The following is a 12,179-nucleotide window of genomic DNA, read 5'->3' as shown; positions in this document are numbered from 1 at the left end:
TGTGATAAGAGTACAGGTTTTACAAAACACTGCGAAAATGGCATCCCCTAGGGGATTCGAACCCCTGTTACCGCCGTGAAAGGGCGGTGTCCTAGGCCTCTAGACGAAGGGGACCCCGGACTTAAGCATTTAAACTCGGCTTAAAAAGAGCTTATTGAGAGAAGTTGGTGGAGCTAGACGGGATCGAACCGTCGACCTCTTGCATGCCATGCAAGCGCTCTCCCAGCTGAGCTATAGCCCCAAGCTATCTCTCATTACATTTGAGTGTACTGCCAGCAACTTGCTGCCCTGTGTCTCAACTGCGAGGCGCATTCTATGCAGCACACCCAAATGTGTCAACGCCTTTTTTAGGAATTTATTCTGGCTGCTACAAATTCAACCGCTTTGGAGATTCTTTGCTCGCAACGAGCTTTCCCAATGAGAAATAAGGTTAAATCCAGAGCAGGAGATTGGCCCGCACCTGTCACGGCAACCCGCAAAGGCATGCCGACTTTACCCATTCCTACCTCCAGTTCGGCCGCAGTTGACTCAATGGCATTGTGAATCGCTTCCACGGTCCACTCAGGCAAAGCTGCCAACTTCTGCTGCACCAGTTGCAAGGGTTCCAATGCTACCCCACGCAAGTGCTTCTTGGCCTGTGCTTCATCAAACGCCTCGAAGTCTTCATAGAAGTAACGGCTGGAGGTAGCCATCTCTTTGAGTGTCTTGCTACGCTCTGCCAATGCAGTAACGATTTCAGTCAGTGCCGGGCCATTACTGGTATCTATCTGCTGATCACGCATGTGCCATTCGAGGAAACCGGCCACATATTCTGGATCCAGCGACTTCATATAGTGCTGGTTCAACCAAATCAGCTTTTCGGTATTGAATGCCGAAGCCGCCTTGTTGATATCGTCCAATTTGAAGAACTGCTTCATCTCCTCCAGAGAGAAGATCTCCTGATCGCCATGAGACCAGCCCAAACGCACCAGGTAATTCAGCAATGCTTCCGGCAGATAACCGTCATCACGATACTGCATTACGCTCACTGCGCCGTGACGCTTGGAAAGCTTGGCACCATCGTCACCCAGGATCATGGATACGTGGGCATACTCAGGGACAGGTGCACCCAGGGCCTTGAGAATGTTGATCTGTCTTGGGGTGTTATTGATATGGTCTTCACCGCGAACCACGCAAGTGATACCCATATCCCAGTCATCAACCACCACACAGAAGTTATAAGTAGGAGTACCGTCGCTGCGGGCAATGATTAGGTCATCCAGTTCTTCGTTGGCAATTTCAATCCGGCCGCGAACATGATCATCAAAAACCACGCTGCCTTCCTGTGGGTTTTTGAAACGCACTACATAAGGTTCATCTGTATCACGGGGAGCGGCATCACGGCAGCAGCCATCATACTTCTGGCGTTCACCCTTGGCGGCCTGCTCTTCACGCAGAGCTTCAATGCGCTCACGAGAGCAATAACACTTGTAAGCCGTGCCCTCTTTTAACATCTGAGCGATGATCTCGTTGTATCGTTCGAAGCGTTTGGTCTGATAGTAAGGACCTTCGTCCCAATTCAGGCCCAACCATTCCATCCCTTCCAGAATGGCATCAACCGCCTCCTGAGTAGAACGCTCAAGATCCGTATCTTCGATACGCAGCACAAACTCGCCATTATTGGCACGAGCGTGCAACCAGGAGTATAGAGCCGTACGGGCACCGCCCACATGAAGAAAGCCGGTAGGGCTGGGAGCAAAACGCGTCTTGGTGGTCATAATTGAACACTAACCTTAAGAATAAACGCCTGCCAGGCAGGCAAATGAAAAGTGCGCATATTCTAGCAGCCTAACCCTACAAGGGAAAAGAGCTCTGGCCGACAGTCACAAGATAGATATTGCGGCTCTGGATTGCCCTGCCGAGCCATATTCTGAGTAAGACACACCCGGATAGCGCCCCAGGCTGTAATACTAGCGCTTCTTTCACGCTGGCTAAATTTTCAACTACGCTTCAGGAAAGCATCTTTTTTGTGGAACAGAGGCTATGACAGGAATCAGTCAATCGGCTTCCCTCGCCAGCATTGCGGCCTATTTGAAGCACACCAACGACTATGACGAGCAAACGGCGCAAAAAGAAGCCAGAGAAGTGATGCATAACCTGGTGACTATGCGTCAGAAGGGCTTTATTACCGGCTGGTACTTTGACGAGCAGGGGCATCTGGAGCTACTGCCCAGTGACGCCGTGCTCAAGCGCATAGATCCCCCCAAGTAAATCAAAGTCGCAATAGGCGGTTTTCCACCCATAATCGACAGCAATGTGAGCAAGATCTCACCCAAACAGCAAAAAGGCGTGACAAACATCAAATAAACTACACTTTAGCAACCAATGAGTTACAAAAAAGTAATCAAGTTGGCGCACTACTTGCCTTACCCAATACAGACCTTAGGGAAAGTCGGCTGTATTCCCGCTGGAGATACGCACTTTGGGGTACGTATTTTTCAATAACTCAAGAGCATATAAAAAGGACACATCATGAGTGCATTCAATCCATCCAAACTCTTTACCCAGCCACTGAAAACCCTTGCCCAAGTGACGGCTTTGGCCGGCGCATTGGCGAGCTTCTCGGTTCTGGCAGAACCGGTAGAGATTAAGTTTTCCCACGTTGTGGCAGAAAACACCCCCAAGGGCCAGATGGCACTGAAGTTCAAGGCCTTGGTCGAAGAACGCCTGCCGGGTGAATATCAGGTCAGTGTGTTCCCCAATTCACAACTCTTCGGAGACAACAATGAACTGGCCGCGCTGCTGCTCAACGATGTGCAGTTGGTTGCGCCATCACTTTCCAAGTTCGAGCGTTACACCAAAAAACTACAGCTGTTCGATCTGCCGTTTTTGTTCAAAGACATGGCCGCTGTCGACAAGTTCCAGCAGAGTGAAGCCGGGCAAAAGCTGCTGAACTCCATGAAGCGAAAAGGCGTTGTTGGCCTCGGTTATCTGCACAATGGTATGAAGCAGTTCTCTGCCAATGAGCCGCTGCTTTTGCCCAAGGACGCCAGCGGCAAAAAATTCCGGGTTATGGCCTCTGACGTGCTGGCGGCCCAGTTTGCCGCCGTTGATGCAACTGCAGTTAAAAAACCCTTCTCCGAGGTGTTCACCTTGTTGCAAACCCGCGCCATAGATGGTCAGGAAAACACCTGGTCCAATATCTACTCCAAAAAATTCTTCGAGGTGCAGAGCCATATCACCGAAAGTAACCATGGTGTGCTCGACTACATGGTGGTGACCTCCAACACGTTCTGGAAGAGTCTGCCCGGCGATAAGCGGAAAATCATCAAAGAAGCGCTCGATGAAGCCATTGCCTATGGCAACAAGATTGCCGGTGACAAGAATGACCAGGACCGCCAGTTGATCATCGACTCCAAACGCTCTTTGGTAGTTGAGCTCACCCCAGAGCAACGCCAGGCCTGGGTTGATGCAATGAAGCCGGTATGGGCCAAATTTGAAGACCAAATCGGCAAAGACGTGATAGATGCCGCCGTGGCCGCCAACCAGTAAGTCAGTATGGGGGCTCCGGCCCCCGCAATTTCTGCGGAGAGCAATATGATTTCACGCGCCTTGGGCTACTTTGAGGAAGGCTTTCTCAACTTATTGATCACCCTGATGACGGTACTTGTCTTTGTCGAAGTCGTTGCCCGCTTCTTTTTCAATACAGGGTTTCTCTGGATGCAGGAGCTGACCTTGACCCTCTGTGGTTGGTTTGTCCTCTTTGGCATGTCATACGGCGTTAAAGTCGGTGCCCATATAGGTGTCGATGCCTTCGTCAAAAAGCTTCCCAGGACAGGCCGCAAATACGCCGCTATGCTGGCTGCTGTCATCTGTTTGATCTATTGCGGCCTGTTCCTTAAAGGCAGCTGGGATTATCTCAGCCAGATGTATCAGATTGGGATACCCATGGAAGATATCGACTTCCCCCATGCCCTGGTTGCCAAACTGGACCCCGACTTTGCCTGGGAAACCTTGCGCATAGATGTGGAAGATCCGGCAGTACCACTGTGGATCTCCCAAAGCATTCTGATTATCGGTTTTGCCATGTTGACCTGGCGTTTCATTGAACTGTTTTTTGCCATTCTGACCAACCGCTCACAAGGATTCAGCTTCCACGATGAAGCCAAGGAAAGCATGCACCTGGCAGACGAAAACGAAGCCGGCGAAGACAAAAACAACTCCAAGCATGAGTAGGTAACGCCATGACAATAGCTACCCTCTTTATCGTCTTATTTGTTTGTATGCTGCTCGGCATGCCCATTGCCATTGCACTGGGTTTCTCCAGCATGCTGACTATTTTACTGTTTTCCAACGATTCGCTGGCCTCTGTGGCCCTGAAACTCTATGAGTCCACTTCAGAGCACTACACTTTGCTGGCGATCCCTTTCTTTATTCTGTCCTCGGCCTTTCTCTCCACCGGCGGCGTCGCCAGGCGGATCATCGACTTCGCCATGGACAGTGTCGGCCATATCCGCGGCGGTTTAGCCATGGCCTCGGTCATGGCCTGTATGTTGTTTGCCGCCGTCTCCGGCTCTTCTCCGGCCACAGTGGCAGCTATCGGCTCCATAGTTATCGTCGGCATGATCCGCGCCGGATATCCGGAAAAATTTGCCGCCGGGGTTATTACCACCTCAGGTACCCTGGGAATACTGATCCCACCATCGATTGTGATGCTGGTTTATTCGGCAGCCACCGAAGTGTCCGCGGCGCGGATGTTTATGGCCGGGCTGATCCCTGGGTTACTGGCGGGGATGCTGATCATGCTGGCCATCTATATAGTGGCCCGTATCAAGGGACTACCTTCCCTGCCCTTCCCCGGCATTCGCAAGCTCTCTATCTCAACGGCCAAGGCGCTGGGTGGCCTGATGCTGATTGTCATAGTGCTGGGTTCCATTTACGGCGGGGTCGCCAGCCCCACGGAAGCCTCGGCGGTCGCCTGTATCTATGCCTATTTCATTGCCGTCTTCGGCTATCGCGATATCGGGCCACTGAAAAATGTCGCCTGGCGCAATCCTGGTGAGCCTATAGTCAAAGCCATAGGCCGCAATCTGGGATACAGCTTACTGGGGTTACTCAAGACACCGGCCGACAGAGAGATACGCGCCGTCGTCAGGGATGGCGCCAAAGTCAGCATCATGCTGCTGTTTATCATAGGCAACGCCATGCTGTTCGCCCATGTATTGACCACAGAGCGGATCCCTCACATGATTGCCGAAAACATAGTCGGCATGGGCCTGCCTGCCTGGGGCTTTCTCATCATAGTCAACCTGTTGTTGCTGGCCGCAGGTAACTTTATGGAGCCATCAGCCATTTTGCTTATTATGGCGCCCATCCTCTTCCCCATCGCCACCCAGTTGGGGATCGACCCCATTCACCTTGGGATCATCATGGTGGTCAATATGGAGATAGGAATGCTGACGCCGCCGGTGGGGCTTAATCTGTTTGTGACCTCGGGGATCACAGGCAAGAGCATAGGTTGGGTAATCCATGCCTGCCTGCCTTGGCTGCTGCTGCTATTGGGGTTCCTTATTCTGATCACCTATGTTCCTCAAGTATCTCTGTTCCTGCCTGAGTATCTGGATTCGCTGCGGAGCTTTTAATCCTTGAAATCATCAGGGCTATCGGCGAGTCTAAGACTCGCCGATTTCTTTACTCCGCAATGACGCCGGGACAATAAGATGCCGCTCAACAACAAGACCCGAAAGCGCCTGCTTATCACCACCATGCTGGTGACGGGTCTGTTTATTACCCTCAAACTGACCTACTGGTACCATCTGGATAAGGGATTCACCCAATACCAGGCCCTGGCAGACAAACAGCTCAGCGAAGTCATAAGCTTTATTGAAGGCGCACTCATTCGCTATGAGAGTATTCCCCATGTGCTGTCCACCAACCCCATGCTGGCCCGGGTAATCAAGAGTAGCGCAGACAAGAGCGAAATCAGCAAAATCAACAAGTACTTTGAAGAGATACAGCATGTCACCGAAGCCTCTGATATCTATCTGCTCAATAGCCAAGGGGATGCTATTGCCGCCAGTAACTGGCAGCAAGCCTATTCGTTTATCGGTCAGAATTATGCCTTTCGTCCCTACTACACAGAAGCCATAGCCGGCAGGCTGGGCAGCTATTACGCCGTCGGCACCTCGTCCAACACCAGGGGGTTTTATTTCTCCTACCCGATTTACGATCAGGGTAGAGTACTCGGTGTCATAGTGGTCAAGGTCGATATTGCCGATATTGAAGAGCAGATGACGGGGCTGGCCAAGGCGGGCCAGTATGAACTGGCCATCAGCGGTGAGGATGAAGTCATCTTTCTGGCCAGTATTGCCAATTGGCGCCTGAGGTCACTGCAACCCCTGGCAGCGGAAAGGTTACAGCAGATAACCCTTAGCCGCCGTTATGCCGACCGTAAGCTGCAGGAACTCAGGATAGATCCGCCCTACCGGCAGGAAACACCCGCCCACAGGGCACTATATCGGATAGAAAACGATCAGGGCCAGGCCCAATATCTGGATACTCGCAATGAAATGACCAAGGTAGGCTGGTATGTGCATGTGCTGACACCTGTTGCACCTTTGTATCGTTCACTGCCCCCTGTGATGTTGCTGTCCGCCAGTATCTTTCTGTTGCTGGCATTGGGGCTGCTGTTCAGTCTCGAGCGGCGCCGTAACCTAAGACGCATGCGCCAGGCCCAGAGCCAGCTGGAACATAGGGTCAAAGAACGTACCCGGGAGTTGGAAGATGCCAACACCCAACTGAAACAAACCCAGGATGAACTGATCCAGGCCGCCAAGCTGACTGTCATCGGCAGTCTGTCTGCCAGCATCAACCATGAAATCAATCAACCATTGGCGGCGCTGCGCAGTTATGCCCAAAACACTCAAACCTTTCTTGGTCGGGGCATGCATGACAAGGCACAGGAAAACCTGGTCACCATCATCAGCCTGACCGACCGCTTGGCGGAAATAGTTGCCCAGTTCAAGAGCTTCACCCGCAAGAGCCAGGGCCAGGACAAGCCCACCAGTATCAATGAAACTGTGCAGGAGGCGCTGACCATAGTGCATCCGGAAATCGACAAGCAGGGGGTCCGGCTCGAACTGCAGCTCCCGGGTAAGCCCTGGTGCTTCTACGGCGATAAAATACGCCTGCAACAGGTACTGGTGAACCTTATAAGCAACGCCATAGTCGCCATGCAACGAGTCGATGAGCGTTTGTTGACCATCAGCATCAGCGTAGAAGAGATGCTTTGTATCCGTATTCAGGATTCCGGCCCCGGCGTCAACGAAAGCCAGATGGAGAAAATTTTCGAACCCTATTTTACCACCAGCCAACGACAGGGATTGGGTCTGGGACTCTCCATCTCCCGCCGAATTGTCGAATCCATGCAGGGCTCCATCAGCGTCGCCAACGCCGCCGAAGGTGGCGCTGTATTTCAGATCCTGTTGCCTCTGTACCGCGGCGAGGAAACCCAATGAGCGAACAAGAATACACAGTCCTGATCCTGGACGACGAACCCCATATAGGCACAGTGCTGAGCCAGTTATTTGAACTCGAACGCATCAGTGCCAAGGCATCGACCCAACCGAAAGAGATCTTGCGCCACCTCAGCCGCGACTGGATGGGAGTGGTCATTACCGATGTCAACATGCCCGGCATGGATGGCATCAGTGTCATGCAGCAAATCAAACAGCTGGATGCCGATCTGCCGGTGATACTGATCACCGGCTTTGGCGATATCGCCATGGCGGTCAGCGCCGTTAAACAGGGCGCCTATGACTTTCTGGAAAAACCCTTCAACAACGAGCATATTCTGGATGTCGTCAAGCGGGCACTGGACAAGCGCAGCCTGACGCTGGAGAACCGTAAGCTCAAGCAGGAGCTGGAATCCCAGAGCCTGCCAGGCCCCAGGATCCTCGGCAACAGTCCGGGTATCCGTCAGATGCGCCATCTCATCCATCAGGTGCTGGATACTCCGGCCGATATCCTGATCGAGGGTGAAACCGGCACAGGCAAAGAGTTGGTTGCCCGTTACCTGCACGATCACAGCCCCAGACACGGCGCCAACTTTGTCGCCATCAACTGTGGTGCTATCCCGGAAAACATTATAGAGAGTGAGCTGTTCGGTGCCGAAGCCGGAGCCTTTACCGGCGCCGACAAGACCCGGATTGGCAAGTTTGAGTACGCCAACGGCGGCACCCTGTTCCTCGATGAAATTGAGAGCACACCTATGGCATTGCAGGTCAAGTTGCTGCGTGTGCTGGGAGACAGGAGAGTCGAGCGTCTGGGCTCCAATAAATCCATAGCACTGGATATCAGGGTGATTGCCGCAACCAAGGTCGACCTCAAAGAACTGTGCCGCCAGGGCAGCTTTCGCGAAGATCTCTTCTATCGTCTCAATCTGGTGACTGTGGCCATTCCGCCGCTGAGGGAGCGACGGGAAGATATTCCCTTGCTGTTTCTGCACTTTGCCCGTATCGCTTCGGCCCGCTACCACAAGGCGCTGATTGCCCTTGGCGGTGAGCAGCAGGCCCGTCTCAGTACCCATGAATGGCCCGGCAATGTGCGCGAATTGAGAAATCTGGCGGAACGTTATGTTCTGCTTGGTGCTGAGGCAGCCTTTGCCGGCGCCATAGGCAGCAGTGACAGCCTGCAAAGCGGCATGTCACTGACTCAAAGGGTGGAGTTTTTCGAAAGACTGCTGATTGAAGAAGCCCTGGCGCACAACAAGGGCTCCATCAAGCTGACCATGGAACAGTTGGAGCTACCGCGCAAGACCCTCTACGACAAGATGCGCAAATATGGTCTTGAGCGTAAAGATTACCTCAACGATGCCCCTTGAGGCGTATCCATCTCCTGGCTGAGCGGCTGTTTTTGCCGCCAGCCAAGGCGCCAAACCGCCAGCGAAGTCAAAAACAGCAAAACCATGGATCCCATCACCACGCCCTGCCACTCGCCTCGCTGCCAGAACAGCATCAAAAAAGGGCCTCCCATTGCGGCGCCAAGGTAATAGCAGCACAGATATAATGAAGTGGCCTTGGCCCTGTGGCTGCTGGCGCGCATGGCCACAAAGGAGTTACAGCAACTGTGGGTAATAAAGAAACCGCAGGAGGTGAGCAAAAAGCCTACGCAGATCCACACCTGGGTATCCAGCAGAGTCAGCAGACTGCCGCACAACATCAGCAGCAAGGAAATTCTGAACAGAGGCAACTGCCCATGGCGGGCAATCCACCTGGCGGTGTAATAAGACGCCAGTGTGCCGCTTGAGTAGCAGAGGAAAATCAGCGTCGCCTCAAACCGGCTCCAATCATAAGGCGGTGCCATCAAGTGCAACTGAATAAAGCTGTACTGGTTGACCATCATCATAAATGCCAGCCCACCGATAAGGTAAGCCAGTCGCATCTGACTATCCTTGAGGTGATGCACAAAGCCCCGTAAGTCTTCACTGCCACCGCGCCAGAAACGCCACTGTTTCGGCAGCCGTTCTCGCTTGGAGGCGCTGACGGCATTGGGCAGTAAATAGCTGACCAGTGCCACCCCAAACAGACTCACCGCCAGCAGCAGCCACATGGCATCCTGCCATAATAGATGTTGCGACATCAGCCCGCCAAACAGCCGACCGATAATGCCACCGAAACTGTTGGCGGTAATGTAAACCGCCGCGGCCTTGAGCATGGTCTCAGGTCTGAGTTGCTCCTTGAAATAAGCCATGGCGATGGCCGGTACAGCCGCCAGCAATATCCCCTGAAGCAACCTCACCGCCACCAGCGCATTGAAGTCTTTAACAAATACCAACAAGATATTGGACAGCGCCAGGGCCCAGAGGCTGATAACTATCGGCTTGTGACGGCCAATCCTGTCCGAGACTATGGCATAGCCAAGCAAGGAAAACGCCAGCGTAAAGCTGGTGACAGAAAGCACCAGAGTCGACTTGGCTGCCGTTACCTGAAAATGCTCGGCAATCAAGGGCAGCATCCCCTGCATCAAATACAGATTGATATAAACCACCACTGATGCCACGCACAGTGCCCAAATCAAACGGGTATCACGCGCATGCCGGCCAACGGCTTCGACCTTAGTCACTCCGACCTCTTAAATTAGCAAAGGATTCACCACAACAAGGTTAGCACCGGGCAATGCATAACAATAATAGATAAATAATATCGATTTCATCAATTTTTGTTATGCTTGAAAAACTTCCTCAAGATTATCCGCAAGAGTAAGGCGAGACGTGGACATCCGACAACTAAAACACCTGGATAACCTGGTTAAGTACGGCAGTTTTACCCGAGCAGCAGAGAAGCTGAATTTGGCCCAACCCGCCCTCAGTCAGAGTATCAAGCGACTGGAGCAATCTCTCGGCGTCACTCTGGTCGACCGCAGTGGCAGCCGCCAGGAAAGCGGCATTCGCCTCACTGCCGAAGGGCTGGCGCTGCATCAACATGCGGTATTGATCCTCAAACAGCTGAGTCAGGCAGAGGCCCATATCCGGGCCATGGCCGAGCTGGCCAAGGGCGAAGTGCGAATTGCCGTGCCCGGTATGTTGGGCTCTTTCTACCTGCCGTCACGGGTGATGGCTTTTCGCCATCAGTATCCGGATTTGAAGCTGTCTCTGTTTGAGGGAGGCACCCGCGATGCCCTGAGGATGCTGGAGCAGGAAGAGGTGGATATAGCGATTATCACGGCCCAGGATCTCAAGCCTGAGTTCGAGTCCTGTCTGTTAATTAGAGAGCAGATGGTGGTAGCTTCAAGCCCTGAACACCCCTTGGCCACAAATGAGGCCGTAACGCTGGAGCAGTTTTTCGCCCATGAGTTAGTGATGTTCAAACCCGGTTATTTTCATCGTGAATGGATGCTGAGCCGAGCCAGAGAGCTGCAACTCGAGCCTAGGATCGCCTTTGAAACCAACCTGATAAACCTGATAAAACAGATTGTAAGTCAAGGGTTTGCCGTCACCAGTGTGTTGGAAATGGTGGTCAATGAAAGAGATGACATCATAGCCCTGCCCTTCGCACCTCCTGTACATCTCGACCTGCATATTGCCTGGAAGAAACAGCGCCCGGTAAGCCAGGCCGACCGGGCCTTTGTGGAGTTTTTGCTGGCCAATAAGTAAAAAGGCCGGTGGGATCCGCAACGTAGATCAGATAAGGATCGGTTGACCGATCCTTCTGATGAGAGACAATCGGAAACCTGTTTGTAGGTTTCCGATTTTTTATGTCTATTCAAAACTGCTTTACCGACTTTCTTGAAGAGAGTCCTGTTGATGTCGCTCAGTTAACCACCTTCTCCGAGCATATTCCTGACGAATGGATTGCTAAAGCGGTAACACTTTCCGATAAAGCGACGATTCGTCGACGTCGCTTACCGAGTGATATGGTTCTTTGGCTTATTGTTGGAATGGCTTTCTTCCGCAATGAACCGATTGCCGAAGTCGCACGGCGAATGAATGTCTGTGCCGAGGGGTTGGCTAATGAGGAGCTGTTAGCAAAAAGTGCGTTAACGCAAGCAAGGCAACGCCTTGGCAAAGCAGCCCCAGAATGGTTGTTCAGGCAATGCAGCCACAGGTGGGGGGTAGAGCGTTATCCTGAGGATACTTGGCAAGGTTTGCAGGTCTTTGCTGTGGATGGCGCGCTTTTTCGAACCGCTGACACACCGGAGCTAAGAGACCATTTTGGGTCAGGGAATACATCCAGCGACAGACAGATGCCTCATCCAGTATTAAGGGTGGTGACCATGATGAATGTTCGCTCTCATGTCATTGTCGATGCCGCTATAAGCCCTTATCGTCGAGGCGAAATGCCTCTTGCTATGCCCTTTATTGACGCCTTACCGGATAACTCCGTGACCTTATTGGATAAGGGTTTTTATGGAGTAGGCTTACTTCTTTCTCTCCAAAATAGTGGTGTTAACAGACATTGGTTGTTACCGGCGAAGAAAGGGGTGAAATACACCCTTCTGGACGATAAAGAGAGTGACGACATGCGAGTCGAAATGAAAGTCTCTCCACAAGCACGCAAGAAAAATCCTAACCTACCTGAAACCTGGCAAGTGAGAGCCGTGACTTATCAGGTACAAGGTAAGCCAAAAACCGTATTTACGTCTCTTCCCAGAGAGCAGTACGATGCGGGAGCAGTCGCGGCGCTTTACCACGAGCGATGGGA

The 12,179-nt window shown here is 52.4% G+C and carries 10 protein-coding genes and 2 tRNA genes; 8 read left to right on the top strand and 4 right to left on the bottom strand.

Annotated elements, in window-relative coordinates; genetic code table 11:
* Positions 1-38: 38 nt before the first annotated feature.
* The 3 genes from ACF8D4_RS18250 to gltX form a co-directional block, all read right to left on the bottom strand.
* Positions 39-114 (bottom strand) — tRNA-Glu (locus ACF8D4_RS18250).
* Between the two features lie 51 nt (positions 115-165).
* A tRNA-Ala gene (locus tag ACF8D4_RS18245) sits at positions 166-241 on the bottom strand.
* 106 nt (positions 242-347) lie between these two features.
* The gene (gene gltX / locus ACF8D4_RS18240; RefSeq protein WP_045282644.1) at positions 348-1,757 is read right to left on the bottom strand and encodes a glutamate--tRNA ligase; all 1,410 of its coding nucleotides are present in this window, start codon (positions 1,755-1,757) and stop codon (positions 348-350) included.
* A gap of 265 nt (positions 1,758-2,022) precedes the next feature.
* On the opposite strand from gltX, the gene ACF8D4_RS18235 reads away from it, so the two are divergent.
* The 6 genes from ACF8D4_RS18235 to ACF8D4_RS18210 all read left to right on the top strand — a co-directional run bounded on the left by ACF8D4_RS18235 (position 2,023) and on the right by ACF8D4_RS18210 (position 8,860).
* Complete coding sequence (locus ACF8D4_RS18235; RefSeq protein ID WP_025890110.1) at positions 2,023-2,250, top strand: hypothetical protein; 228 nt, start codon at positions 2,023-2,025, stop codon at positions 2,248-2,250.
* Positions 2,251-2,511: 261 nt separating this feature from the next.
* Positions 2,512-3,531, top strand: coding sequence for a TRAP transporter substrate-binding protein (locus ACF8D4_RS18230; RefSeq protein ID WP_025890111.1), 1,020 nt, complete (start codon positions 2,512-2,514; stop codon positions 3,529-3,531).
* A 45-nt stretch (positions 3,532-3,576) separates the two neighbouring features.
* A complete protein-coding gene (locus ACF8D4_RS18225; protein WP_025012078.1) occupies positions 3,577-4,215 on the top strand; it encodes a TRAP transporter small permease in 639 nt (212 codons plus the stop codon).
* 8 nt (positions 4,216-4,223) lie between these two features.
* Positions 4,224-5,621 carry a TRAP transporter large permease gene (locus tag ACF8D4_RS18220; RefSeq protein WP_144132365.1) on the top strand — a complete coding sequence of 466 codons (1,398 nt, stop codon included), beginning with the start codon at positions 4,224-4,226 and terminating at the stop codon, positions 5,619-5,621.
* A 78-nt stretch (positions 5,622-5,699) separates the two neighbouring features.
* Positions 5,700-7,496 carry an ATP-binding protein gene (locus ACF8D4_RS18215; protein ID WP_144132367.1) on the top strand — a complete coding sequence of 599 codons (1,797 nt, stop codon included), beginning with the start codon at positions 5,700-5,702 and terminating at the stop codon, positions 7,494-7,496.
* A complete protein-coding gene (locus ACF8D4_RS18210) occupies positions 7,493-8,860 on the top strand; it encodes a sigma-54-dependent transcriptional regulator (protein ID WP_392466532.1) in 1,368 nt (455 codons plus the stop codon). The genes ACF8D4_RS18215 and ACF8D4_RS18210 overlap by 4 nt, the downstream gene beginning before the upstream one ends.
* Here the strand turns inward: ACF8D4_RS18210 and ACF8D4_RS18205 are convergent.
* Positions 8,839-10,101 carry an MFS transporter gene (locus ACF8D4_RS18205; protein ID WP_342179564.1) on the bottom strand — a complete coding sequence of 421 codons (1,263 nt, stop codon included), beginning with the start codon at positions 10,099-10,101 and terminating at the stop codon, positions 8,839-8,841. The two genes, ACF8D4_RS18210 and ACF8D4_RS18205, sit on opposite strands and share 22 nt — an antisense overlap.
* A gap of 148 nt (positions 10,102-10,249) precedes the next feature.
* Here ACF8D4_RS18205 and ACF8D4_RS18200 point away from each other — a divergent pair, with 148 nt between their 5' ends.
* Together ACF8D4_RS18200 and ACF8D4_RS18195 are read left to right on the top strand one after the other, a co-directional pair.
* Positions 10,250-11,131, top strand: coding sequence for a LysR family transcriptional regulator (locus ACF8D4_RS18200; RefSeq protein ID WP_028781271.1), 882 nt, complete (start codon positions 10,250-10,252; stop codon positions 11,129-11,131).
* 101 nt (positions 11,132-11,232) lie between these two features.
* The coding region (locus ACF8D4_RS18195) for an IS4 family transposase (RefSeq protein WP_392468911.1) at positions 11,233-12,179 on the top strand (947 nt) is incomplete at its 3' end.

The sequence above is a fragment of the Shewanella sp. YQ_9 genome, from assembly GCF_043103185.1.
Taxonomy (GTDB): Bacteria; Pseudomonadota; Gammaproteobacteria; order Enterobacterales; family Shewanellaceae; genus Shewanella; species Shewanella algae.
Note: the sequence above shows the minus strand (reverse complement) of the source record. Positions and strands in the feature narration are given on the sequence as shown.

Coding starts and splice junctions, on each gene's coding strand:
- ACF8D4_RS18235 (WP_025890110.1), top strand. CDS start 2,023: ATGACAGGAATCAGTCAATCGGCTTCCCTCGCCAGCATTGCGGCCTAT.
- ACF8D4_RS18225 (WP_025012078.1), top strand. CDS start 3,577: ATGATTTCACGCGCCTTGGGCTACTTTGAGGAAGGCTTTCTCAACTTA.
- ACF8D4_RS18210 (WP_392466532.1), top strand. CDS start 7,493: ATGAGCGAACAAGAATACACAGTCCTGATCCTGGACGACGAACCCCAT.
- ACF8D4_RS18215 (WP_144132367.1), top strand. CDS start 5,700: ATGCCGCTCAACAACAAGACCCGAAAGCGCCTGCTTATCACCACCATG.
- ACF8D4_RS18230 (WP_025890111.1), top strand. CDS start 2,512: ATGAGTGCATTCAATCCATCCAAACTCTTTACCCAGCCACTGAAAACC.
- gltX (WP_045282644.1), bottom strand. CDS start 1,757: ATGACCACCAAGACGCGTTTTGCTCCCAGCCCTACCGGCTTTCTTCAT.
- ACF8D4_RS18220 (WP_144132365.1), top strand. CDS start 4,224: ATGACAATAGCTACCCTCTTTATCGTCTTATTTGTTTGTATGCTGCTC.